Consider the following 24,763-nt stretch of genomic DNA (forward strand, 5'->3'; position numbering starts at 1 on the left):
AATGTCGTAAACACGTCTGTTTGACCACACGATCGTCAAAACGTCACATCGCTACGAAAAATAATGTCTTACGATAGCATGACGTCGCTGCATGCAATAATGCAACGCCGCCTAATTATGCGCAGGAGCCCGCACTCCAGCAAGGGAGCGCGAGCATAAGATGAGGATTTAAGAGGATAATTCGTGCGGTTTGTTGGCTGGCGTACGATTATTCAGCACATCATCCAGTTGTTGCTGGTCGAGCTGCTTAACGCGTTTTGCCACCACAATGGTTGCCACGCCGTTACCAATCAGGTTAGTCAACGCGCGCGCTTCCGACATAAAGCGGTCGATACCCAGAATCAGCGCCAGGCCAGCTACCGGTAAATGCCCCACGGCGGAAATGGTTGCCGCCAGCACGATAAACCCGCTTCCGGTGACACCCGCCGCCCCTTTGGAGGAGAGCAACAGCACCACCAGTAGGGTGATTTGATGGAAGATATCCATGTGGCTGTTGGTCGCCTGGGCGATAAACACCGCCGCCATCGTCAGGTAAATTGAGGTGCCGTCGAGGTTAAACGAGTATCCCGTCGGTATCACCAGCCCCACCACCGATTTCTTACAACCCAGTTTCTCCATCTTGTCCAGCATACGCGGCAGCGCCGATTCGGAGGACGATGTCCCCAGCACAATCAGCAGCTCTTCACGGATGTAGCGGATAAATTTGAAGATGCTAAAGCCGGTCGCTTTGGCGATAGAACCCAGTACCACCACCACGAACAGAATACAGGTGATGTAGAAGCAGATGATCAACTGACCGAGTTGCACCAGCGTGCCTACGCCGTACTTACCGATGGTGAAGGCCATGGCCCCGAAAGCCCCAATAGGTGCCAGGCGCATAATCATGTTGATAATGCCGAAGATAACCTGCGAGAAGCTCTCGATAACGTTAAAAATCAGCTGGCCCTTGCTGCCCAGACGATGTAGCGCAAAACCAAACAGCACCGCAAACAGCAGCACCTGCAGAATGTTACCGCTGGCGAACGCGCCAATCACGCTGGAAGGAATGATATCCAGGATAAAGGCGACAATGCCCTGATCCTTCGCCTGCTCGGCATACACCGCAACCGCCCCTGCATCCAGGCTTGCCGGATCAACGTTCATGCCCGCACCGGGTTGCACCAGGTTTACAATAATCAGGCCGATTATCAGCGCAATGGTACTGACGACTTCGAAGTAGAGTAGCGCCACCGCACCGGTGCGCCCTACCGCCTTCATGCTTTCCATCCCGGCAATACCGGTCACGACGGTACAAAAGATGACAGGCGCGATGATCATTTTAATCAGCTTAACGAACGCATCGCCAAGCGGTTTCATTTGCGCGCCTAACTCAGGGTAGTAGTGTCCCAACAGCACACCGATGACGATGGCGGTCAGAACCTGCACGTAGAGGCTTTTGAAGAAAGAGGTTTTCATAGGATGTCCTTAAGATAAAACCACAAACCAGGTAGGGGATTACCCAACTTGTGACCTCAAAATAACACCCACGAAACATTACGGAAATATATATAGCCTCATTTGCAACTGAATTGTTAAAAAACTTGAGCTGACTCGCACAACTGCGAAATCATTTTCAATCGGGTTTCACCGCCGCATCCGGCAGGTAGTCCTGCTCAAAACTTTCCGGTGATACCGCACGCGCGAACAGGAAGCCCTGCAACACATCCACTTTCGCTTCTTTCAGCCACGCATATTGCTCCTGCGTCTCTACGCCTTCCGCCACCAGGCGCAAATTCAGGCTACGCGCGAGTTGAATAATCGCCGCCACCATACTGGCATCTTCCGGCAGGGTATCCACAAACAGCTTGTCGATTTTGAGGATATCCACCGGCAGCGACTTCATATGCTGAAGCTGCTGGAGCCCCGCATAGCCCATGCCGAAATCATCCAGCGCGATACGCACGCCAGCATTGCGCAACGGGCGCAGAATCGCTACAGCGGCTTTGGGATCGTCAATGCTGCGGCTTTCAGTCACTTCCAGCACCAGCGTGCCCGGTGCAATGCGGTAGCGTTCGAGCAGCGCCAGCATGTCCGGCACCATGTTGTGATGCATCAGTTGCAGAGCAGAGAGATTGACCGACAGCGGCAGCATGATGCCGCGCTTCTGCCACGCGGAGAGCAGGCGACACGCCTCTTCCAGCACCCAATGGCCGACGGTCACCATCAGCCCGCAGGATTCGATGGTATCGATCAGGTCGTTTGGCAACTCCCAATCGCCATTCCCCTGCTGCTGGCGCAGCAACACTTCCGCGCTGCACACCTTGCCGGTCTCGGTATCGATTTGCGGCTGTAACCAGACGGCAAACTGATGGTGTTCCAGCGCCGAGAGAATATCGCTCTCCTGGGTCAGGCGTTTTTGCGCTTTTTCCATCTGCTCCGGGTTAAAAAATTCAATCTGATTTTTGCCCTTACGGCGCGCGCTAAAGGCCGCCGAAATCGCGCGGCGATAGAGTTGCTCGGCGCTCAGTCCACCTTCAAACATGGCGATACCGACGCTTGCGGTTGGGCGCAGTTGAATACCCTGCAACGGCAAACGCTCATTCATGACAGTGAGTACTTGCTGACCTAATGTGATGGCGTGCCACGGCTCGGTGACACCTTCGGCCAGAATGGCGAAGTCATAGGCGCTGATCTGCGCCAGCACCATGCGCGGCGAAATCACCTGTTTCAGCTTCTCAACCAGGGTCAGCAGCAGCATTTCGCGCTGCTCTTCTTTCAATACGCCTGCCGTGTCCTGCAAGGTCTCGCACGCCACCATCAACAGCGCGGTGGTTTTCTGCTGGCTGACGGTTCGCTCAAGCAACGCCAGTAAGAAGGCTTTGTTGGGTAACTCGGAAACCGGGAAACGCGTCGCACGGCTGCAAAGCTCATCATACTGGCGCAAAGCGAGCTGCTGATGGCGGTTGTAGCTACGCACCATTTTGCCTATTTCATCGTCATGATGCAGACGCGGCAGCGCGAGCTGATGCCCCACGCGCTCTTCCGGCGAGAGGTCGTTCAGTTCATTGGCAATCGCGCGCAGCGGACGCACAATCAGGCGGTTAATACTCCACGTCAGCGCCACGGTGAGGATCAGCACTAAAAGTAAGTAAGCAGTCACTAACGTAGCAAGGGCGCTCATTACAAATTTGTACATGCGGTATGAATCGGACTGAAGCACCAGATAAGCCAGCGGCTGTGGATTTGCCGGGCGTTCCAGCGAATAGAGCGGCAGCGAAATTTGCACCGGTAGCTCAAAAATACGGGTGATCATCACCGGAACCGGGCGTTCCGGGATAAAGCTCATGCGCAGCGCCTGAAACTGGTTAGGCAACACCACATCGGCCCGGCTCACAATGCCGGAGGGCTGAATGCGGCCAAGAATGGTTTCCGCTTCCGGGATATCGGCCTTGAGAATAGCCGCCGAGAGCGGCTGGCGAACAGAACGGGCGATGCTTTCAAGTTGCGTGGCCGTGTTATAGCGGTTCTGCTGCACAAAGTGAAAAAGCAGAATGAAACAAAAGACAAACACGAACACCATGGTTACGCCTGCAACCATTGCCATTTGTTTGATCGTAAGTGAACGGCTGACGCGCAAAAGAATTCTCCACTAAAAACTTAACGCACTGCCCGTCATGAGGATAACGAGGTCGATGACAAAGTCAAAAGGTGACCAAAAAGGAACAGGCCGACAAAACGACGATCCGCAACAGAAAACGCAAAAGCCTACTGTGCAGATATCAGATGCGCAACAAAACAGGACAAAGCCCGCGATAACGTAACAAAATATTATGCTTCGCGGGCCGATTATACGCTAAGAGAATGGATTTCGTGACAGTTGCCGGTTAATTTCAGCGATTAAAATCACCAGTCAGCATAAGGAACCAGTGGCTGAGGCGGCATATCCAGATCGCCCTGCCAGCCTGCCGCTGAGTAACGCACATACAGCAACGCATGGCTTGGGGTGTAATCCTTCGCTTCCTGAATATCCACCGCCGCGCCAACAAACCAGTTTGAGGTCACCCGACGTTCGACCAGCGCACGCGCGGTGTAACCGAAGCCCTGACTGCTGCCGCCACTGCTGCTATCCTGGCTGGCGTTTTCCCGCCAGTCGGGCGGAATCAGATTCATCAGCGGATAGCTGGCCTGAGACTTGGTGCGCGAATGCGACCACGATACCGAACCGCCGAGCTCCCACGACCAGTTCTCCGTGCGCTGACGCCAGGTCACCGGCACGGCAAACGACACATACTCTTGCGGGCTGTAGTATCCACCCTGGCCCAGGGTATAGCCGCTCAGATCCTTCTGATAATGCCAAATCATGTTATTCAGGCCGACCGTCACCCGGCGATTATTTTCATTAATCACCTTGTAGTAGTAGCCGGTCATCCAGCGCACGCGCCAGTTATCGTCAACGTTCTTGCCGGTTAACTGGTCCGCGCCCAGCGACGCCCATACACCGTTGGCTTCGCCTTTGTCATAACTCAGGCTGAGCACGCCACCGTCGGCGCGTACCCCGCCCCATTTCTTGCCGGTGTGACCCTCTTTGCTGTTATCCTGCTGGCCACCAAAGGCCAGCAGCGAACTGGAGATCGGGCGACGGTGACCTTCGAGAGTGTAACCAATCGGGCCCGCTTTGCTGCTGTAGCTCAGGCCACCGACCACATCCACCACGTTAAAGCCCATCGGCGTGGTACCGATGTCGCCGCTCCAGGTGTCGTTTTTCCAGCCCACCGCTACGCTGACGCCGTTATCGCTTGCGCTCGCGCCACCGCGACAGGCGTGATCTTTAATGCCACAGGTACCCCAGTCCGGTGCGTAGCTGCCATCACTTTTACGCGAGAAGCTGCCAACGTTCATGTTCACCCAGTCGGAGCGGAAGAACATCCGCCCGTCTGAGAGCGGCGCATCCACCTGAAGCATGGTGGTATGTGCTTTCAGGGCTGAATACCCGCCCGTGCCGCTGGAGCCCCAGTAATCATGTTCCAGTGTCACGTTGAGATCTTGCTGGCGATAGAGATCGGCTGCGTCACTCCGTACGCCACGCTTAAGCCAGTCATCGCTGGCATCGTTGCGCGTCAGGCGGGTGAAGGTGTCGTTATCCTGCGGTCGCGTCGGCGTAATACCGGTGGCGACCATCGTGTCTTTATAAGTTTCCAGCGCCTGCTGCGGATTGCCGTCCTGCGCCTGAAAACGTGCCGCATCGCGTAGCACCAGCGCGCTGTCCATTGACGGCGGCTGAGATTTCGCCTGCTGTTCCAACGTGTTAAAGGTATTACGCGCTTTTTCGTTTTCACCGAGGCCAGACTGCACCAGCGCAATACGCCTCTGCATACCCATCGATGGCGCTTCGCCCGTAGTGGAGAGTTGTGCCAGTTGCGCACGCGCGGCGGCTTTATCGCCCTGCGCTAAATAAAGCTCGGCCAGCCCCAGACGCGCATCGTCATTCTGCGGCTCTTTGCTCAGCACCTCGTTGTAGAGCGCGATAGCCTGCGGCGCATCGCCGCGCTGCTCTGCCCAGTCGGCGAGGGTCAACGTGATTCGCGTAGATGCGGGTTGTTTGCGCAGAAGCGCAATCGCCTGTTTCTCCTGACCGGCATCGCGCAGCCGGTTCGCCTCCTGCATCGTCTTCGCAACGTGCAGGCGGTCTGAGAGCTCCTGAATATTGCTGTTCCACTGACTGCGCGGCAGCGTCCCTAAATGGGAAATGGCGGCAGCATCACGGTCGGTGCTGGAGAGATACAGGCTGTAGGCATACACCTGATCCGGGTCTTCGGCTTGCTTCTGCGCCAGATTGCGCATCAGCGAATCGGCTTCACCGCGCTTGCCCGCGCTGTCGAGGTCTTTCGCCAGACGATAGGTTATCCAGACGCTGTCCGGGTTGAGCGCCAGACGCTGACGCTGAACCTCGGCGGCCTGCGCCCACTGGCCCTGGCTCTCAAGCGTTTCCGCCTGCTGTTCAAGGCGATCGTTAGTCAGGCCGCGTTCAATATCATCAATGCTGCGACGCTGTGCGGCGGGTAACGACTGAATGTAAGCGGTCGCTTTCTCGGGAGACTGCGCTCGGTATACATTCGCCAGGCCACGCACGGCGAGATTGTTATCTCTGTCCATGCGCAGGGTTTGTTTATAGTAGCCTTCCGCCGTCGGGTAATCCTTCCGTGCAGCAGCGACGTCGCCCAACCCAAGAATCGCGTAGCTGTCGCTGTTATCCACCCGCTGTGCCTGCTGGTAATACGTTTGCGCCTGCGCCGGATTGTTTGCCTTCAACGCCGCATCGCCCTGCTGAATCAACAGCCAGTAGCGGTTGGTTTTCAGCAGGCTATCCCACTTGCTGCGGCTGGTGTTTTGCGGGTCGAGGGCAATCGCTTTTTGCAGTTGCGCGACCGCACGCGCGCGGTCGCCTTTCTGCGAATAGGCTTCGCCGAGCGTACCGATAGCGTCGGCATCTTTATTGTTTGTTGCTACAGCGCGTTGCAAATCCGCAATGGCAGACGCGGCATTGCCTGACGCCAGCGCGGCAGCGGCTTCGCTCTTCGCGCGAACGGTAGGATCAGACAGGGTTTTCTGTTGTTCAGCCAGCAAGCCACGGGCGTCATCCGCCTGCTCGCCGGTAGTGAAAATTTGCAGGAAACGCTGAAGCGATTGCACGCTCGCCTGGCTCGGTGGCTGATCTTTAATGGCATTGAACCAGACATCGCCCGCTTCATTGCGCCCGTTGGAGGATTTCGCCATCTGTTCCAGCACAGCAAACGCGTCGTCGCGACGGTTATCCGCCAGCAACGTGCGCGCCAGAGTGGATTGCAGCGTGACGTTGCCCGGCATCTGCTTATTCAGCGCCTGCAGACGTGCCAGCGCATTATTGTGGCGCGCCGGAATTTTCAGCGCCGTCGTCCAGTACTCAACCGCATAGTCACCGTCCGGCGGCGGGCCGTTAAACGCTTTCTCATAGGCCGCGATGGCTTCATCGGCATGGCCGGTAGTCGCCAGCAGACGCGCCTGTTGCAGCGCCTGGCGCCCTTCCGCCGAATTCAACAAAAGCTCTGTACGCGAGGCGTTGTATTCCGTTGAATTGGGTGCCAGCGTTTTCAGCCGCTCAAGTTGTTTCTGCGCCCCGGCGGTATCGCCCTGACGCAGCATGTAACGCAATCGCGCGGCGAGAACCTGCGGATTATTTGGGTCAATCAGCTCCAGGCGATACAGCGACTGCTGCACAATATCTTCGCGCTTGCTGGCTTCCCCCAAACGTACCTGATTGAGCAGTTGTTCCTGCGCGGAAGGCGCGGCATAACTCGCCGGAGCCAGCGTAATACCTAACGAGAAAGTGAGTAAACTTAGTGTGAACTTGCGCATTCCTGGCCCCAGTCAGGTAGTAATTCACCGCGGGCGCTGAAGCGAAAACGGTGTTGGTCCCAGCCCTGGCCAAAGAGGGTCAGGACATAGCTGTAATAGGCGTCTGCGCCAGGGAAGTTGTCGGCCACGCGCTGGCGCTGAACGGCCTGCGCATCGCGATCCTGCAGGAACGGCAGCAGTGAGGCAGAAAAGCCCACCGGGCCATTGCCGGTCACGTTGCCAGTGAGGGTGTCGACTTTTTCCGGCGGAACGCCTTCGCGGGCGGTCTGCGCCGCCATCGCTTTAAATCGGGTTAACAGACGGGCTTTTTGCGGGTCGCTGTTGTGCATCATGCCCACCCACAAATAGACGCGGATGGCGTCATAACCGCCCACCAGTGGCGTTTTGCTCTGCTTCTGCCAGCCCTTGCCTTTCTCGTAATTCACCCAGTCGGGCGAATAACCTTTCGTGGCCGTTTCCATCAGCAGACGCTGGTTGGTTTCACGCAGCGTCGTCCACGGCGCGCCAAAGCGGGTGAAATAACTCGCCAGTTGCGGCGGGAGGTAGCTTGGGTTAAAACGCCAGCTATTCGCTTCGGCAAAACCAATTTTGCCCGGCAGCAGCATCGAGCCCAGCCCCGGCACGTTCACCACCTCTTCACGGGCAATGCGCGAGAGTAGCGCTTTCCCGGTTTCGGTATAGTTCGCGTTCTTCCACAGGCGGCCTGCTTCCAGCAGCGACCAGGCGATCCAGACGTCAGAATCGGACGCGGAGTTGGTATCCAGCACCGTCCAGGTGTTGTCCTCTTTCTTGCCCCACAGCCAGGCGGGCAGCGTGCTTTTCAGGTCACCCTGCGCCAGGTTGTTCTGCGTCCAGTCGAACAGTTTGCCGAACGTTTCGCGATCGTTAGCCGCCAGCGCGAAGAACAATGCGTAGCTCTGCCCTTCGGAAGTGGTAATTTTGCGCGCATCGCTCGGGTCGATGACGCGCCCTTCAGCACTGACATAGTCTTTTTTGAACTGATCCCAGGCAGGCCAGTTACAGGCCGCCCGGGCCTGTACCATTGTGCCCAGCGCTAACAGCAAAACTATCCAGCGTACGCTTTTCATCACGGCTTACTCGTCTTCAGGATCCAGTCGACGGCGGCTGATAATGCGCAGCAGTCGCCACAGTACCCACGCCAGCAATACGATGCTGATAGCGGCAAACAGCGCCAGCAGAATCGGATGGTTAGAGAGGGCAAACCACAGGCGCTCAAACCATGGCAGGTGACCGACGTAATACACATCGCCCACGCGCAGGCTGCTTACGCCCGATTCGCGAATCACCGACACCGAACCAAACATCGCCGCGCGCTTGCCGCTGTCGTTCAGTGCGCCGTTCAGCAGTTCATAACCGCGCGGGCTGTCCGCCAATAGCGCAACCACACTGCGTTGATCGTTATACGGCGACTGGAAACCGACTATCGCCGCCATCGGGCCGGAGGAGGTGACGTCCGTCTGCACGTTCGGCTTACGTTCGTTTTCATCAAGATAGATGCTCGGCAGGTCATGATGACGCAGCGGCGTTTTCACCCAGCTCTTCGTGGCTTCAACCAGCAGGTCAATCTGCTTGTCGTTTTTCAGTTTTTGCGGAATGGAGCCAATCAGCAGCAGGTCGGTATCTTTGCCCTGAATGTCGCTGCCCTCATCGGCGAGCGTGACGTTCATCGCCGGGAAGCCAGTCTGTGCGCCCATCTCACCCACGGTATTCAACAGCGTGGTCACCTGTTCAACGGTCGGGTTTTTCGGCATCACCACGGTGGTGTCAGAGAGATCCGCCATACGGCTGAACGGGAAGCCCGCGTTGGCAAACGCGCGCAGGTCAGGCATCGCCAGGAAGTGATAGTAGTTGGAGAAGTCGATCGTCGAGTCATCGCCAATCACCACATGGTTCTGCACCGGCTGGAAGGTAATACAGTTATCAATCGAGCCGCCCGGCATCGGGTTCATATACTGGAAGTTGAAGCGCAGCTGGTTCATTGCGCCCAGGCGCAGCGCCGGAATGGTCACTTCGTTTTTACCGTCAACTAACCCCTGCAATACTGGCAGACGCAGCAGCAGACTGCTCACTTCCTGGGTGCTGTTAAGGTTAAACGACTGCAGGAACTGATCGTTCAGGCTGATATCCATTCGCGAACTGTCTTTCACCGCCGGCATGGTAAAGCGATATTTGAGATCCATATCGATACCATTGCTGCGCAGCAGGTAGAGATCCGGCGGCAGATTCAGCGCCACGTTAATGGACGCCGGTTCCAGCCCGGTGGATTGCAGCTGTTGCTCATAGGTTTTCAGCTCACCAAACGTCACCGGACGATCGGTACGCACCCAGTTCGGCGCATCGTACGGCACACGTGCCAGCAACGGTTTCACATCATCCACCACCACGCTGTCGCCACGGAACAAGATATTGCCCTGAGCAATGCCTTTCGCGGCCATCAGCAGATCGTTATCGTCGCGGCCCATGATCACCAGCAGCTTGACGTAAGGATCGTTAGGGTGGTTGATCATCTCGATCGTCGGGGCTTTCACCGGCGGATGATCGCGCAGGAAATCAGGGCGCTTGTCGTTGGTGGCAAAGACAATGGCATTTTTATCCGGCAGCGTGTTGTAGCTGACCGGGAAGTTTTGCCCACGCCAGCCCGCACGCGAACCAAACCACGAGGCGACAATCCCCGCCGCCTGCTGCTGTTGCAGATCCGGCGTCGCCGCGAAAACGATCGGCAACGTTAAGGGGCGGTTATCGCGAGAATCAAAGAATGGAACCGGGAAGTGCGACAGATCGTTACGCACATTCAGCGCCTGATAGGTTAAATCCAGCGAACTGTTACGGCCCACGTCCAGCCAGACGGTGGTGTTGGCCGGGTTTTCACAGACGTCACGGTAGTGGCCGACAAACTCCAGACGCACGCGGTTAAAGTCGGTGATATAGAGCGGGTCGATAGGAATTTGCGCGCTGACCTTTTTCCCCAATTGCTCTTTGGTGACCGGCAGCACGTCCATCAGCTCTTCATTCAGATACACCTTCAGTTGCGACAATACCGGCTGAAGCGATGGCGATGGCGTATAGGTGAGATTCAGCAAGGCTTTCGACACGACTTCGTCGCTGCGCATACCAAATTCAATAGAGCCATTAGGATTCGCACCGCGCAGCACCATGCTGCCCGGCGGCGGCGCAATTTGCGCGAAGGTGAGTTTAACATCGCGCGATGGCACGCTTTCCACCACCACGGGTGAAGCATCAGACGGCGCAGCAGCAGGCGTCGTCGCGCTCTCCTGAGCAGGCGGCATGACCGGCGTTGCGGTCGTCGGTTCAGACCAGGTTGTCGCAGGCAGCAGGCTGCCCATTCCCATCGCCACTGCACAAATCCAGGAGAGTTTTCTTTTCATCGTGTATTCATCATTATTGTTGAGCCATAACCGGCTGTGAGTGCGGCTGCACAGCTTCACGCTCAGGGCGACGCGGGACAAAAGAAGCCACCCAGGCCACCAGCGAAGTGAGCGTACGGAAAATTACTTTTGCAAACGGAGGGGCGAATTCCGCCAGATGGCGATAGCCCCGGAAGCCGAGCTTGAGAATATCCAGCAGGCTTTCCAGTGGTTTATCTTCCGGATAGCTGTCCTGCCAGAGCGCCCAGGTATCGGCACGCGCGAAGGTACATTGAACAAAATCGATATGCTGACGGGTGGTCATCGGTAACAGTTTGAGACCAACTTCGCTACCAATCACGCGCACCACTTGCGTCGGGAAGACGTACTCCTGCTGGCCACGCTTGAGCAGCAGATTCACTTTCTGCTCTTCGAGCACCTGTGCGTCGCCGTTAATTTTGATCCCCACGCCGCCATCGGAGAAGTCATGCACCGTACAGGAGAAGAGATGACCGTCTTCGCGGGCAATTGCGCCAGGCATTTTGATCTCTACGCGATGCGAGCGGCGAACCTGTTTACTTTCCACCGACACGGCCACCGCGCCGCCGAGGATAATCAGGTTGTAGAAGACCCATATCAGGCTGACCCAGACCGTGAGAATTTCATCTTCCGGGCCGTACATAAAGCGCCAGATACCAAACGCCACGCCCACAAGGTTGAGTAAAACAAGATAGATGTATGGCCGGGAAATCACCCAGTCAACATACTCCTCTTTCACCAGCCCGCCTTTCGCCGTGACGTTGAATTTACCTTTATGCGGGTTAATCAACGCCACCAGCGTCGGCGGCGCGATATACCATGCCAGCACCGTTTCGTAGATTTCGCTCCAGAAGGAGTGGCGATATTTGCCCTGGATCTTCGAGTTGGTCAGGCTGGCGTGGATCATGTGCGGCAGCACGAACAGTGCAATCATCAGCGCCGGGGCGTAAATGATATAGGCGTGCAGCAGCAGGAAAGCGAGCGGCGCGGTGAGGAAGATGAGCCTCGGCACGCCGGACAAGAAGTGGAACATGGCGTTGACGTAACAGAGCCGCTGCGCGAATTTTAACCCTTTGCCAAACAAGGGGTTATCCAGGCGGAAGATTTGCACCATTCCGCGCGCCCAACGAATACGTTGGCCGATGTGCGCGGATAGACTCTCCGTCGCCAGCCCCGCGGCCTGTGGAAGACGCATATAAGCAGAGGTGTAGCCCAGACGGTGTAAACGCAACGAGGTGTGCGCATCTTCCGTCACCGTTTCCACGGCGATGCCGCCAATTTCATCGAGCGGTTTACGGCGAATGACGGCGCAGGAACCGCAGAAGAAGGTCGCATCCCACATGTCGTTACCATCCTGCACCAGGCCATAGAACAGCGTGCCTTCGTTCGGCGTTTTACGAAAACGACCCAGGTTACGTTCAAACGGATCCGGCGAGAAGAAGTGGTGCGGCGTCTGCATCATCGCCAGCTTTTTATCCTTCAGGAACCAGCCCATGGTCATTTGCAGGAACGAGCGCGTTGGCACGTGGTCGCAGTCAAAAATCGACACGAATTCGCCTTTCGCCAGCTTCAGCGCGTTGTTAATGTTCCCGGCTTTCGCATGCTCATGGGTACTGCGCGCCACGTACTCGACACCGACATCTTTCGCAAACTGACGAAACTCAGGGCGGTTACCGTCATCCAGTATCCAGATTGACACTTTATCCTTCGGCCAGTCGATACCCAGCGACGCGTAGACCGTGTTCTTCACCACGTTGAGGTCTTCGTTGTAGGTCGGCACAAAGATATCGACCGTTGGCCACTGGTTCATATCTTTTGGCAGCGGAACGGGCTGGCGGTTGAGCGGCCAGACAACCTGGAAATACCCCAGAACCAGCACAATCCACGCGTAGGTTTCAGCGAACAGCAGAATGAGGCCACACACCAGGCTCACCGGATCGTTCCAGTTCAGCGTCGAGGTGTAGCGCCACCAGATATAGCGGCAGGACACGGTGAGCGACAGTACAATCAGCATCAATGCCGAGAAGCGCCCTGGGATGCGTCTGACCAGCAGCGCCACGCCCCACAGCAACATTAAAAAGATGAACTGAGACAGTGGATTAAAGGGTTGGGTGATACAGATGAGCGCCAGCGCGAGCGACAGCGTCACCACCACGCCCAACACGATACGGCGGATTTTAGGGTTGATGTGCGCCAGCTCTTTGTGGCTATCGAGATGCCCGGTTCGCGCGTTAACTTTCGCCGGGATCGCCTCCACCCACTGATGATAGCGCCCCATCACGCCCTGCACCGCCGCAAGCGATCGCCAGCCAGGACGCTTCGCCGGTTCAGGTCGCTTTGTCGCCAGCAGCCACACGCTTTGCAGCAGATAGCGTAGCGGGTCGAGCGGACGCGGACGCTCAGCATCAATATGGGGATAAAGCTCATCCTGGCGGGCGATCAGCCGCTGCCAGTTCGCCTGTTCAAGCGGAATAAACGCCCACACCAGTGCCACCCAAAAGCAGCCCAGCGACGCGCTAAAACGAGATGCGCCCGCGCGCCGGTAGCCCTGATAACGCGCATGAAGGCGCGCATAGGCTTCCGGGGCAAACAGCCAGGCGCTCAGGCGAATCATGATGCCGACTCCTCTGGAGCACGAACACCGGCGTAATGCAGCAGACACCAGCTCGCCAGCGTCAGGATCTCTTCCGCCGCCAGCGAGTCATGGCGATATTCGCCCAGCGGTTGTTTCGCCGCCATACACTCGGCCATCGCTTCGTCGCGATGGACGGCAATCGGCAGCAGGCGACGTTGGGTTTGCAGCCATACCTGATACAGATCTTCCTGAAGCTGGCTGCCGACGCGCAGGTCGTTAATCAGGATATGGGCGTTTACCGGCAGCGCCTGCTGATGCAGGCGCACGTGACAGTTGGTGTCGGGCTGGACAATCATCAGCGTATGGTGGCAGGCCGCCATCAGAGATTGCGTCCACGGATAAAAGCCGTGCGGCAGGTCGAGGAGGATCCAGCGATACTCTCCTTTACGCTCGAGCGCTTCGGCAATGGCGGTGATTTCAGCAAGTTGATCTGCCAGCGACAACACGTTTTCACGCTCGCCCGGCGTCAGCGTGCCAAACGGCAAAACATCGATTAGCGAGGTGTAACGCATCCCGGCGTCGCGCCAGTCTTCACCGTCAAGCACCGCGCGCGCCCAGCCGCCTTTATGGGCTATCTCGTCATTAAATGACAGGCGCAGCAAATTGTCGGGGCAGGCGTCAATCACCAGCACCGATTCGCCAAGTAGTTGTAATGACCAGGCTAGCGCCGCCGTAACGGAAGTGGTCCCCACTCCGCCACGCAAGCCCTGTAATCCCAGAATGGCCATTATGGCTTCCTTATTTTTGTTCGACTATTTGATCTGCAAACTCAGCCAGCAAAGGCCAACGCTTAAAAGCTGCGGCGAGTTGTTCGCGCTGAGAAATATCGGTGTAATCAATATCTGGCAAAGAAAATGCCCGGCTCAACGCCAGGAAGTCATTCTGAAATGTATAACCGAGCGTCGAATCTGACGAAGTCATGGGTTCATTATCCGGCATTTTTGTCGATCCCTATGGAATAAACCAGGAACTACGCTACGGTGCTAAGCAAGCTTTTCCTGAAATTCGTTTACATGCTAAATCTGATGTTATTTAATTTCAATCTTAGGTTTATTCTACTGCTTTCGCTAGTAAACTGATATGCAGGCAAATCCGCAAAAAGAAGGACACGATGAACCCCATATTTTCTATTGGTATTCAGTCATTATGGGACGAAGTCAGTCACATGCCGACCGGTGGCGTTTGGTGGGTTAATACCGATCGCCATGAAGACGCTGTCAGCCTGCTAAACCAAACCCTTGCCGCGCAACAAAAAGAGGCGCGGGTCGCGGTGGTATGCATGGGTTCAGATCCAAAGAAAATCATAAGGTTAGAAGAAGACCGCGGGCCTCAAAAAATAGATCTTTTTTCCATGCAGGAAAATGAAAGTAGTCTATACTTTATGCGCCGCGATTTACTCTGCTCTCTCGATCCTACAAATTTCCTGATTGTGGTTTTATGCAGCAATAATGCATGGAAAAATATTCCTCCAGAAAAATTTCATGATTGGCTTCGTAAATCCAATAAGTGGGTTAAATACCATTGTTGCACCCTTCTGATTCTCAGCCCCGGAAACAATTCTGATGCGCAAACCTCGCGTTTGTTAAGTGAGTACGGTTCACTTGCCGGTCTGGCAAGTTTACGTTATCAGGGCGATGGGCTGCTTTTTGACATTGCTTTTTGGGCGAATGAAAAAGGCGTAAGCGCCCGTCAGCAGCTTCTCGTTAGGCAACACGATAACGGCCTGGAATTAGTTCAGGAAGAACTGGCAAATGTTCAGCCGCGCACGGATGAAAAGGAAGTGTTCAGCAATATCGCCTTTCTGGAAGGCGCTCCGCCCCTTTCTGAACACTGGACGGTATTCGATACCAATGACGCCGTCTTTAATGCCGCGCGCAGCGCACAGGCCGCGACGATTATTTTCGTTATGGGCCAGAACAGCCAGATCGAACAGCTCGCGCGATATATTCACACGCTACGGCGTCAGCGCGGTACGGCAATTAAAATCGTGGTGCGTGAAAGCGTGCCCAGTCTGCGCGCCACCGATGAGCGTCTATTGTTAAGCTGCGGTGCAAACCTGGTTATCTCGCACAGTTCGGCGCTTTCGCGCTGTCTGACGTTAATTGAAAGCGTGCAAAATCAGCAATTCAGCCGCCGCGTGCCTGAAGATTTGGCTACGCTGTTTAGTAATACCGAACCATTAAAGCTCAAAGGCTACCAGAAGTGGGATGTGTTCTGCGAGGCGGTGCAAAAAATCGTCAACAATCCGCTGCTCCCAGCCGATGGTAAAGGCGTGCTCGTCGCGCTGCGTCCGGCACCGGGCTTACGTGTTGAACAAGCGCTGACCCTGTGCCGCCCGCACCGTATGGGGGATATTGCCACCATTGCGGATAAGCGGCTGATGATCTTTTTATCCTTTTGTCGGGTCAACGATCTTGATATCGCCCTGAACCATATTTTCCCACTGCCAACGGGCGACATTTTTTCTAACCGGGTAATTTGGTTTGAAGATAAGCAAATCGCGGCGGAACTGGTGAATATGCAGGACGTGAAACCGGAACGCTGGACGAAACCGCTGCCAGTGACCACCCAGCCGGGCAAAATTATCAACGCCACGCACGATGGCCGACACTGGCGCCGTTATCCGGAACCGCATCGTTTATCCACCGATACGGGAGAACAACCAACATGATGTCGATAAGCGATATTATTCAGTTAGTTGTCTTGTGCGCGCTGCTCTTCTTCCCGCTGGGATATTTGACACGCCACTATCAACGCCGCATCGAAAACGCCTTCCGGCTGATGTTCTTTAAACCGCGTTATGTTAAACCTGCTGGCGTCCTGCGCCGGGGTTCAAGTTCCAGAGCGAAAACAGAAAAATGACCCAATCAACCCAAACCGCCACGGCCTCATCGCCACTCTGGCAATACTGGCGCGGCTTGTCCGGCTGGAACTTCTATTTCCTGGTAAAATTTGGCCTGCTGTGGGCCGGTTACCTCAATTTTCACGCCATGCAGAACCTGGTGTTTATGGCGTTTCTGCTGTTTCCACTGCCCAATCGCCGTCTGCATAAGTGGCGCAACTGGATTGCCATTCCGATAGGCTTTGCCCTCTTCTGGCATGATACATGGCTGCCTGGTCCGGAAAGTATTATGAGCCAGGGCTCGCAAATTGCGGGCTTCAGCGCGGACTATATGTGGGATCTGGTCACCCGCTTTATCAACTGGCAGATGGTTGGCGCCTTCTTTGTGCTGCTGGTCGCCTGGCTGTTCTTAACCCAGTGGATCCGCGTGACGGTGTTTGTGGTCGCGGCGATGGTCTGGCTGAATCTGATTACGCTGGTTGGCCCTTCCTTTAGCCTGTTCCCCGGCGGTCAGCCGACCAATACCGTCACCACCACCGGCGGCACGGCTGCCGCGACGGTCGCTACGGCGGGCAATACGCCGGTTGTGGGTGATATTCCGGCGCAAACCGCACCGCCGACTTCCGCCAATCTTAATGCCTGGCTGAGCAGTTTCTATCAATCGGAAGAAAAGCGCTCGACCAAATTCCCCGATACGTTGCCTGCCGATGCCCAGCCTTTTGAACTGCTGGTGATCAACATCTGCTCGCTCTCGAACGCCGATATTGAAGCGGCTGGTCTGATGCAGCATCCGCTGTGGTCGCACTTTGATATTCGCTTTACCAACTTCAACTCAGCCACCTCTTACAGCGGCCCGGCGGCGATTCGTCTGCTGCGCGCCAGTTGCGGTCAAGCGTCGCATACCAATCTGTATCAGCCCGCCGGTAATCAGTGCTACCTGTTCGATAACCTGAGCAAACTGGGCTTCGCGCAGCAACTGATGCTGGATCACAACGGCGTCTTCGGTGGCTTCCTGAAAGAGATACGTGATAACGGGGGTGTGCAAAGCCCGTTGATGGATCAAAGCAAACTGCCGATTAACCTGCTCTCGTTCGACGGCTCACCGGTATATGACGACCTTGCCGTTCTGAAACGCTGGCAGGAGTCGGAAGGCCAGGGCGCGGAAAAACGTACCGCAACCTTCTTCAACATTCTGCCGCTCCACGACGGTAACCACTATCAGGGCCAGAGCAAAACAGCCGATTACAAAGCGCGTGCGCAGAAGCTGTTCGACGAGCTGGATACCTTCTTTACCGAACTGGAAAAATCGGGGCGTAAAGTGATGGTGGTTGTGGTGCCGGAACACGGCGCGGCGCTGCAGGGCGATAAAATGCAGGTTTCTGGCCTGCGCGATATTCCGAGCCCGTCTATTACGCATGTCCCGGCAGCGGTGAAATTCTTCGGTATGAAAGCACCGCATCAGGGCGCGCCGATCGTTATCGATCAGCCGAGCAGCTACCTTGCGGTCTCGGAACTGGTTGCCCGCGCCGTTGACGGTAAGATGTTTAATGAAGATAGCGTGGACTGGCAGGCCTACACCAATAGCCTGCCGCAAACGGCGCCGGTCTCTGAGAACTCCAACGCCGTGGTGATGCAATACCAGGGTAAACCGTATGTTCGCCTGAACGGTGGCGACTGGGTACCGTATCCGCAGTAAGCAAAAAAGGCCGCAGGATGTTACCCCTGCGGCCCGATTCGGGCGCGCGTTGCCATCTCGACAGCCTGACGCCCGCCTGCATATTATCTCCGGTTACGCCACCAGCTCACGATTGCGGTGGTGATAATCCCCACCAGAATCGGCGCTGCCAGATCGTGCCAGAAGATCACACAGAGTTGTGCGAACGTCATATAGCCGCCTTGCTTGAAATGACAACAGTTCGCGGCTATTCTTGAATTGTCTAGAGTCAAGATTAGCCCCCGTTATGTTGTCAGGTTAAACCTCTCAACGCGCGGGGGTTTTCTCTTTCCAGCAACCAATGCCGCCGGGGATCAAGCCCCCGCAACATTGCGCCTGACCGGGCGAACCCGGCCTGGCGTCGATACTACGCTTTTCTGTTTATTCCCTTCACCAGGCAATCTCGCAATATGCGCACTGCCTTCCAGACCTTATAACGCCTTTTCAGGGTTTTCATCCTGGTCTACGGCGAAGCACGCAACCAATTGACCACCATACTCTTTTAGCTGCGGCGCGAGTTGGGTACATGGCCCAAAGCGACGACGGCAGCGGGCGTTGAAGGCACAGCCCGGCGGCGGATTCAGCGGGCTTGGCAGTTCGCCGGTGAGTTTAATACGCTCACGGCGATCGTCCGGATTCAGACGTGGTGTCGCCGATAGCAGCGCCTGGGTGTACGGGTGACGCGGGTTATTGAAGATCTGGTCTTTCGTTCCCTTCTCCACGCAGCGCCCCAGATACATCACCATCACTTCATCGGCAATGTGCTCGACCACGGACAGATCGTGCGAGATAAATACATAAGACAGCCCCAGCTCCTGCTGCAAATCCATCATCAGGTTGAGCACCTGCGCGCGCACCGAGACGTCCAGCGCGGAAACTGGTTCGTCGGCAATCACCACATCCGGGTCGAGCATCAGACCACGGGCGATGGCGATACGTTGACGCTGGCCGCCGGAGAACATATGCGGATAACGGTCATAGTGTTCCGTTTTCAGGCCCACTTTCGCCATCATCGCCAGCGCTTTTTCACGGCGTTCAGCTTTGCTAAGTGAGGTGTTAATCAGCAGCGGCTCTTCCAGAATCTGCCCCACTTTTTTACGCGGGTTCAGAGAGCCGTAAGGATTCTGGAAGACTATTTGAATTTTCTGCCGACGCAGCTTCTGCGCGTGCGGGTCATGTTTCAGCAGATCCTGGCCCTGATAAGACAGCGCCCCGCCGGTGGGGGTTTCAATCATCGTCAGCAGACGGCCCAGCGTTGATTTGCCACAGCCAGATTCGCCCACCACCGCCAGCGTTTTACCGCGTTCAAGCGTAAACGACACGCCATCCAGCGCTTTCACCAGGCGCTCAGGGGCAAATAACCCTTTCTTCACCGGGTAGTATTTTTTCAGATCGGTTGCCTGCAACAGCGGTTGCAGAGCGGCCTCTTGCGTACTCATCGTGTAGGCCTCCCGGCGTCATCGAGTGGGTAGTGACATTTGGACTGACGCGCGCCATCCAGCAGGTTCAGATCCGGCTCTTCAGTGCGGCATTTATCCGTGGCATACGGGCAGCGCGGATTCAGCAGACAGCCGTTCGGGCGGTCATATTTGCCCGGAACTACGCCCGGCAATGAGGCCAGACGCGCTTTGTCCTGCGCAAACTCCGGCAGCGCGCGCAGCAGCGCCTGAGTGTACGGATGACGCGGCGCGCGGAAGATATCGCGCGCCGCCCCGGTTTCCACCACCTGGCCGGCATACATCACGATAATTTTATGTGCCGCTTCCGCCACCAGCGCCAAATCGTGGGTGATCAGGATCAGCGCCATATTCTCTTTCTGCTGCAACTCCAGCAGCAGTTCGATGATCTGCGCCTGAATGGTCACGTCGAGCGCCGTCGTCGGTTCATCGGCAATCAGCAGTTTTGGCCGGCAAGCAATCGCCATGGCGATCATGACACGCTGGCTCATCCCGCCGGAAAGCTGATGCGGATAGACATCCAGCCGCGAGGCCGGATCGGGAATACCGACCTGATTCAGCAGGTCAATCGCCCGCTGGCGACGCGTTTTCTTATTGCCGCCCTGATGCACCTTAATCGCTTCCATTATCTGGAAACCGACGGTGTAGCACGGGTTAAGACTGGTCATCGGGTCCTGGAAGATCATCGCCACTTCGGCGCCCACCAGGTTACGACGCTCTTTTTCTGAAATACGCTGCAAATCCTGGCCGTTGAACGCCAGGCTCTCCGCCATGACACGGCCCGGATAATCAATCAGCCCCATGATCGCCAGCGAACTGACCGATTTACCGGAACCCGACTCGCCAACAATCCCCACAACTTCACCCTGATCCACGCGATAACTGACGCGGTCCACGGCGCGAAACGGTGTGCCTTCGTCGCCGAAGTGCACCGATAATTTATCTACATGTAATAACGCCATCTCGAACCTCTTACTGCTTCAGTTTGGGATCGAGCGCGTCACGCAGACCGTCACCCATCAGGTTAAATGCCAGCACCGTCAGCAGGATCGCCAGACCCGGGAAGGTCACGACCCACCAGGCGCTTTGCGCGAACTGCAACACGTCGGAGAGCATGGTGCCCCACTCCGGTGTTGGCGGCTGCGCACCCATGCCGAGGAAGCCAAGGGCGGCCATATCGAGAATGGCGTTAGAGAAGCCGAGCGACGCCTGAACAATCAGCGGCGCAAGGCAGTTCGGGAAGATATTGACGAACATCTGGCGCATCGCCCCCGCCCCCGCCACGCGAGACGCGGTGACGTAGTCGCGATTGACTTCCACCAGTACGGCGGCGCGCGTCAAACGGACATAGTGCGGTAGCGCAACAAAGGTCAGCGCCAGCGCGGCGTTACCGATAGAGGGGCCGAAAATCGCCACCAGAACCAGCGCGAGCAGCAGGCTCGGCAGCGCCAGCATGATATCGACCACGCGCATAATGACGTTATCCACCAGGCCGCCGAAGTAGCCCGCCACCAGCCCGAGGACAATCCCCAGCACCAGCGACAGCACGACCACCAGACAACCCACCAGCAGCGATAAACGCGCACCGTACATCAGACGCGACATCACATCACGGCCTACGTCATCAGTCCCCAGCAAATGCGCCCAGCTTCCGCCTTCCTGCCACACAGGCGGGGCGAGTAAGGAATCACGGAACTGATCCGCCGGGTTATAAGGCGCTATCCAGTTAGCGAAAATCGCAATAAACAGCACAATGACCACGTAAATCAGGCCAACCACCGCACCTTTGTTACGTTTAAAGTAGTGCCAGAACTCCTGCATCGGCGTCATTGGCACCGGTGCGGACACCGTTTTATTTTCAGTGACTTGTGACATGATGGCCCCTTACTTCTTATGCCGGATACGCGGGTTCACCACGCCATAGAGAAGATCAACCAGCAGGTTGACCAGGATTATCATCGTCGCCACCAGCAGCACGCCGCCCTGTACCACCGGATAATCACGGCGCTGTAACGCGTCAATCAACCAGCGGCCAAGGCCCGGCCAGGAGAAGATGGTTTCTGTCAGGATCGCGCCTGCCAGCAGCGTACCGACCTGCAGGCCGATAACGGTCACCACTGGCAGCATGGCGTTACGCAACGCGTGTACGATGATAACTCGCATGCGGGTCAGCCCTTTGGCGCGTGCGGTGCGGATATAATCTTCACCCAGCACTTCCAGCATGGAGGAGCGCGTCATACGTACAATCACCGCCAGCGGGATGGTACCCAGCACGATGGCGGGCAAAATCATGTGCGCCACCGCGTCGATAAAGTTACCCTCTTCGCCCCAAATGGCGGTATCAATCAGCATGAAACCGGTCAACGGGTTCGAGTCATCAAGGAACACCATGTCGCTCACACGCCCGGAGACCGGCGTCAGGTTCCAGTGCACCGAAACCAGCATGATCAGCATCATGCCCCACCAGAAAATAGGCATGGAATAGCCGGTCAGCGCCAGGCCAACGGCGGTGTGATCGAAGATAGAGCCGCGTTTTACCGCAGCCAGCACGCCCACCGGGATACCCACGGCGACGGCGAACATCATGGCGCAGATGCAGAGTTCCAGCGTTGCTTTAAAACGCGGCACAAACTCGTCCCACACCGGAAGACGGCTTTTCAGTGAGATCCCTAAATCACCATGCATGACGCCCCAGATATAGTGGAGGTACTGCTGCCACATCGGCTTATCAAGGCCGAGCGCGGCCAACAGTTCGGCATGGCGTTCAGGGGAGATGCCACGCTCGCCCGCCATAATCATCACCGGGTCGCCGGGGATCATATGGACAAACGCAAACGTGAGAAGGGTAATACCGATAAACGTGGGGATGACGAGCCCCAAACGTCGGAGAATAAACTGCAACATAACCCGGATTCTCTCTAGTGACACGCAGCCTGGAACTGGGTGTCTGTATTGCTCACAAATGTAAATACCCGCCCCCTCAGGGCACAGGGGAGGCTAAAGGTGACACCAGGCCACCCTCACCCCGCCCTCACCCCTGAGGGAGAGGGGGAACATCGTTATTATTCGATAGAGACGTTGTCGAAGTGGTGTTTGCCCAACGGATCAACCACATAGCCTTTGACTTCTTTACGCACCGGCTCGTACACGGTGGAGTGAGCAATGATCAGCGCTGGCGCCTGGTCGTGCATCACTACCTGAGCTTGTTTGTAGAGTTCAATACGCTTGTTGTGATCGTCGGTCGCGCGTGCCGGTTGAATCAGGTCTTCAAACGGCTTGTAGCACCATTTTGAGTAGTTGGAGCCTTGCTCTGACGCCGCGCAGCTAAACAGGGTAGCGAAGAAGTTATCCGGATCCCCGTTATCACCGGTCCAGCCCATCATTACCGTCTGGTGTTCACCGGCTTTCGCGCGTTTCAGGTACTCACCCCATTCGTAGGTGACGATATTGGCTTTCACGCCCACTTTGGCCCAGTCGGCCTGGATCATCTCCGCCATACGGCGTGCGTTCGGGTTATACGGACGCTGAACCGGCATCGCCCACAGATCGATGGTGAAACCGTCCGCGTGACCCGCTTCTTTCAGCAGCGCTTTCGCTTTTTCAGGATCGTAGCTGTAGTCTTTAACATCATCGTTATAGCCCCACATGGTTGGCGGGATCAGGTTTTTCGCGGCCACGCCAGCGCCCTGATAAACGGCTTTGATGATCGCTTCTTTGTTCACCGCGTAGGTCAGCGCCTGGCGAACTTTCACATCATCGAGCGGTTTTTTCTGCACGTTGTAGGAGAGATAGCCCACGTTCAGGCCCGCCTGCTCGTGCAGGGTAATATTTTTATCCTGCTTCATGCGCGCGATGTCTGCCGGGTTCGGGTACGGCATCACCTGGCATTCGTTCTTCTGCAGCTTGGCGTAACGCACGGAAGCGTCAGGCGTGATGGAGAAGACCAGACGGTCGATCTTCGGCTTGGTGCCCCAATAGCCCGGGAAGGCTTTATAGAGAATACGGGAGTCTTTCTGGTACTGCTGCAGCTGGAATGGCCCGGTACCGATTGGGTTCAGGTCAACTTTGTCCGGCGTACCGGCTTTCAGCATGTTGTCAGCATATTCTTTTGACAGAATAGAGGCGAAGTCCATTGCCAGGTCGGCGAGGAACGGCGCTTCCGGACGAGTCAGCACGAATTGAACCGTGTGGTCATCGACTTTTTTCACTTCGCTAATCAGCTCCGGCAGGCCCATGCCTTCGAAGTATTCATAGCTGCCACCAGAAATTTTATGGTACGGGTTCTGATCGTTTTTCTGACGATCGAATGAGAACACCACGTCATCGGCGTTGAAGTCACGCGTTGGTTTGAAATCTTTGCTGTCCTGCCACTTCACACCATTACGCAGGTGGAAGGTGTAGGTTTTGCCATCTTCGCTGACTTCCCACTTTTCAGCGAGCCCAGGGATGACTTCGGTGGTGCCGGTTTTGAACTCCACCAGACGGTTATAGATTGGCACCGAGCTGGCGTCGTAGGTGGTTCCCGAGGTAAAGAGCTGTGGGTTAAAGCCTTCCGGCGAGCCTTCAGAACAATAAACCAGGGTTTTAGCCTGTACGCCCGCTGCGACGGTCATCGCCACCAGGCTGAGACCAAGCTTCAGCATCCCTGACTTCTTCAAGGAAATACTCATTATTCTGCTCCAGGTTATGTGTGTTGTGTTGTTGTTATTCCGCCAGCCTTTATTTGTTTTTTAACCGGTCTGGTCGGTGGTGCCCGAAGGCGTTACAGGGGATGGAGATTCCTTTCAGGTGAGCGTGTGAGTTGCAGCGCAGATCCTCCCTGAAATGCCCCTCGTGCCCTACAATCTGTCAACAGAATGTGAAAACGTCAATACACTCATCCGGGATTTACAACAAGGGTGAGAATTGACAGGCAAAGATTAAAAAAACTCCAGAGCGGTATTTTCAGCAGAGAAATTTATGCTACTCGCGACAAGCCAGAGTTTTGTTCTTGATAATTCCAGGTGGTCAGTGATTAACGTTTAATCACATTATGAAAAAATAATGACAGAATGGTGATTATCTGAGCGATAAATACCGCGAACGTTAAAACGCACAGGGGAAAATGCTGAGGTTATCCATAAGCAACGAAAAAAAAGATCTGACTATGTATAAAAAAAAGCAATGGAATAGGTCACAAAATGGAGAGGTCGCGATGATTCAGATGCGTAAAGGGCCTTATGTGTGATCGTCGCACGCTGTTCCCCTCACCCCGGCCCTCTCCCTGTACAGTCCGGGGACATAGTGAACACTTGTTCGGAGACATGGTAGACACTTACA

Annotated in this window: 17 protein-coding genes; 3 read left to right on the forward strand and 14 right to left on the reverse strand. The window is 56.0% G+C overall.

The genetic code is table 11. The annotated features are described in order from the left end of the window. Positions 1-168 precede the first annotated feature (168 nt). From DBY68_RS17395 to bcsR, 8 genes are all read right to left on the reverse strand, one after another. The gene (locus DBY68_RS17395) at positions 169-1,455 is read right to left on the reverse strand and encodes a dicarboxylate/amino acid:cation symporter (protein ID WP_108476756.1); all 1,287 of its coding nucleotides are present in this window, start codon (positions 1,453-1,455) and stop codon (positions 169-171) included. Between the two features lie 157 nt (positions 1,456-1,612). Beyond that, on the reverse strand, positions 1,613-3,616 hold the full coding sequence (gene hmsP, locus DBY68_RS17400; RefSeq protein ID WP_108476755.1) for a biofilm formation regulator HmsP: 2,004 nt from the start codon (positions 3,614-3,616) through the stop codon (positions 1,613-1,615). Between the two features lie 266 nt (positions 3,617-3,882). Then, entirely contained in the window at positions 3,883-7,371 is a 3,489-nt protein-coding gene (gene bcsC, locus DBY68_RS17405; RefSeq protein WP_108476754.1) for a cellulose synthase complex outer membrane protein BcsC, read from the reverse strand. Continuing rightward, on the reverse strand, positions 7,353-8,459 hold the full coding sequence (bcsZ, locus tag DBY68_RS17410; protein ID WP_108476753.1) for a cellulose synthase complex periplasmic endoglucanase BcsZ: 1,107 nt from the start codon (positions 8,457-8,459) through the stop codon (positions 7,353-7,355). Before bcsZ ends, bcsC begins: the two co-directional genes overlap by 19 nt. A gap of 6 nt (positions 8,460-8,465) precedes the next feature. Beyond that, complete coding sequence (bcsB, locus tag DBY68_RS17415; RefSeq protein ID WP_108476752.1) at positions 8,466-10,778, reverse strand: cellulose biosynthesis cyclic di-GMP-binding regulatory protein BcsB; 2,313 nt, start codon at positions 10,776-10,778, stop codon at positions 8,466-8,468. A gap of 13 nt (positions 10,779-10,791) precedes the next feature. Next, entirely contained in the window at positions 10,792-13,410 is a 2,619-nt protein-coding gene (gene bcsA / locus DBY68_RS17420; RefSeq protein ID WP_108476751.1) for a UDP-forming cellulose synthase catalytic subunit, read from the reverse strand. Further along, positions 13,407-14,159: a cellulose biosynthesis protein BcsQ gene (gene bcsQ / locus DBY68_RS17425; protein ID WP_108476750.1), complete on the reverse strand. Its 753-nt coding sequence runs from the start codon at positions 14,157-14,159 to the stop codon at positions 13,407-13,409. The genes bcsA and bcsQ overlap by 4 nt, the downstream gene beginning before the upstream one ends. Before the next feature lie 10 nt (positions 14,160-14,169). Beyond that, positions 14,170-14,370: a cellulose biosynthesis protein BcsR gene (bcsR, locus tag DBY68_RS17430; RefSeq protein WP_108476749.1), complete on the reverse strand. Its 201-nt coding sequence runs from the start codon at positions 14,368-14,370 to the stop codon at positions 14,170-14,172. A 172-nt stretch (positions 14,371-14,542) separates the two neighbouring features. Here bcsR and bcsE point away from each other — a divergent pair, with 172 nt between their 5' ends. Genes bcsE through bcsG form a run of 3 tightly spaced genes read left to right on the forward strand, consistent with a single transcriptional unit; the run spans position 14,543 to position 17,969 of the window. Beyond that, positions 14,543-16,102, forward strand: a complete 1,560-nt coding sequence (gene bcsE, locus DBY68_RS17435) for a cellulose biosynthesis protein BcsE (RefSeq protein ID WP_108476748.1) — start codon at positions 14,543-14,545, stop codon at positions 16,100-16,102. Continuing rightward, positions 16,099-16,293 carry a cellulose biosynthesis protein BcsF gene (bcsF, locus tag DBY68_RS17440; RefSeq protein WP_108476747.1) on the forward strand — a complete coding sequence of 65 codons (195 nt, stop codon included), beginning with the start codon at positions 16,099-16,101 and terminating at the stop codon, positions 16,291-16,293. The genes bcsE and bcsF overlap by 4 nt, the downstream gene beginning before the upstream one ends. Next, the gene (bcsG, locus tag DBY68_RS17445; RefSeq protein ID WP_108476746.1) at positions 16,290-17,969 is read left to right on the forward strand and encodes a cellulose biosynthesis protein BcsG; all 1,680 of its coding nucleotides are present in this window, start codon (positions 16,290-16,292) and stop codon (positions 17,967-17,969) included. The genes bcsF and bcsG overlap by 4 nt, the downstream gene beginning before the upstream one ends. 83 nt (positions 17,970-18,052) lie before the next feature. Here the strand turns inward: bcsG and DBY68_RS17450 are convergent, their stop codons facing one another. The 6 genes from DBY68_RS17450 to dppA all read right to left on the reverse strand — a co-directional run bounded on the left by DBY68_RS17450 (position 18,053) and on the right by dppA (position 24,114). Further along, positions 18,053-18,160 carry a type I toxin-antitoxin system toxin Ldr family protein gene (locus tag DBY68_RS17450; RefSeq protein WP_041686144.1) on the reverse strand — a complete coding sequence of 36 codons (108 nt, stop codon included), beginning with the start codon at positions 18,158-18,160 and terminating at the stop codon, positions 18,053-18,055. Positions 18,161-18,418: 258 nt separating this feature from the next. Further along, positions 18,419-19,426, reverse strand: coding sequence for a dipeptide ABC transporter ATP-binding subunit DppF (gene dppF, locus DBY68_RS17455; protein ID WP_108476745.1), 1,008 nt, complete (start codon positions 19,424-19,426; stop codon positions 18,419-18,421). Beyond that, positions 19,423-20,406 carry a dipeptide ABC transporter ATP-binding protein gene (gene dppD, locus DBY68_RS17460; RefSeq protein WP_108476744.1) on the reverse strand — a complete coding sequence of 328 codons (984 nt, stop codon included), beginning with the start codon at positions 20,404-20,406 and terminating at the stop codon, positions 19,423-19,425. Before dppD ends, dppF begins: the two co-directional genes overlap by 4 nt. Before the next feature lie 10 nt (positions 20,407-20,416). Next, positions 20,417-21,319, reverse strand: coding sequence for a dipeptide ABC transporter permease DppC (gene dppC / locus DBY68_RS17465; RefSeq protein WP_108476743.1), 903 nt, complete (start codon positions 21,317-21,319; stop codon positions 20,417-20,419). A gap of 9 nt (positions 21,320-21,328) precedes the next feature. Then, positions 21,329-22,348, reverse strand: a complete 1,020-nt coding sequence (gene dppB, locus DBY68_RS17470) for a dipeptide ABC transporter permease DppB (RefSeq protein WP_108476742.1) — start codon at positions 22,346-22,348, stop codon at positions 21,329-21,331. Between the two features lie 158 nt (positions 22,349-22,506). Continuing rightward, on the reverse strand, positions 22,507-24,114 hold the full coding sequence (gene dppA, locus DBY68_RS17475; RefSeq protein ID WP_108476741.1) for a dipeptide ABC transporter periplasmic-binding protein DppA: 1,608 nt from the start codon (positions 24,112-24,114) through the stop codon (positions 22,507-22,509). Positions 24,115-24,763 lie beyond the last annotated feature (649 nt).

This window comes from Pseudocitrobacter sp. RIT415 (assembly GCF_003057695.2).
Lineage (GTDB): Bacteria > Pseudomonadota > Gammaproteobacteria > Enterobacterales > Enterobacteriaceae > Pseudocitrobacter > Pseudocitrobacter faecalis.

What these genes read in the sequence shown, in the direction of transcription:
- dppC (WP_108476743.1), bottom strand. Translation starts at nt 21,319, where the DNA reads ATGTCACAAGTCACTGAAAATAAAACGGTGTCCGCACCGGTGCCAATG.
- DBY68_RS17395 (WP_108476756.1), bottom strand. Translation starts at nt 1,455, where the DNA reads ATGAAAACCTCTTTCTTCAAAAGCCTCTACGTGCAGGTTCTGACCGCC.
- dppF (WP_108476745.1), bottom strand. Translation starts at nt 19,426, where the DNA reads ATGAGTACGCAAGAGGCCGCTCTGCAACCGCTGTTGCAGGCAACCGAT.
- bcsR (WP_108476749.1), bottom strand. Translation starts at nt 14,370, where the DNA reads ATGCCGGATAATGAACCCATGACTTCGTCAGATTCGACGCTCGGTTAT.
- dppA (WP_108476741.1), bottom strand. Translation starts at nt 24,114, where the DNA reads ATGAGTATTTCCTTGAAGAAGTCAGGGATGCTGAAGCTTGGTCTCAGC.
- DBY68_RS17450 (WP_041686144.1), bottom strand. Translation starts at nt 18,160, where the DNA reads ATGACGTTCGCACAACTCTGTGTGATCTTCTGGCACGATCTGGCAGCG.
- dppB (WP_108476742.1), bottom strand. Translation starts at nt 22,348, where the DNA reads ATGTTGCAGTTTATTCTCCGACGTTTGGGGCTCGTCATCCCCACGTTT.
- dppD (WP_108476744.1), bottom strand. Translation starts at nt 20,406, where the DNA reads ATGGCGTTATTACATGTAGATAAATTATCGGTGCACTTCGGCGACGAA.
- bcsF (WP_108476747.1), top strand. Translation starts at nt 16,099, where the DNA reads ATGATGTCGATAAGCGATATTATTCAGTTAGTTGTCTTGTGCGCGCTG.
- bcsB (WP_108476752.1), bottom strand. Translation starts at nt 10,778, where the DNA reads ATGAAAAGAAAACTCTCCTGGATTTGTGCAGTGGCGATGGGAATGGGC.
- bcsZ (WP_108476753.1), bottom strand. Translation starts at nt 8,459, where the DNA reads ATGAAAAGCGTACGCTGGATAGTTTTGCTGTTAGCGCTGGGCACAATG.
- bcsE (WP_108476748.1), top strand. Translation starts at nt 14,543, where the DNA reads ATGAACCCCATATTTTCTATTGGTATTCAGTCATTATGGGACGAAGTC.
- bcsG (WP_108476746.1), top strand. Translation starts at nt 16,290, where the DNA reads ATGACCCAATCAACCCAAACCGCCACGGCCTCATCGCCACTCTGGCAA.
- bcsA (WP_108476751.1), bottom strand. Translation starts at nt 13,410, where the DNA reads ATGATTCGCCTGAGCGCCTGGCTGTTTGCCCCGGAAGCCTATGCGCGC.
- bcsC (WP_108476754.1), bottom strand. Translation starts at nt 7,371, where the DNA reads ATGCGCAAGTTCACACTAAGTTTACTCACTTTCTCGTTAGGTATTACG.
- bcsQ (WP_108476750.1), bottom strand. Translation starts at nt 14,159, where the DNA reads ATGGCCATTCTGGGATTACAGGGCTTGCGTGGCGGAGTGGGGACCACT.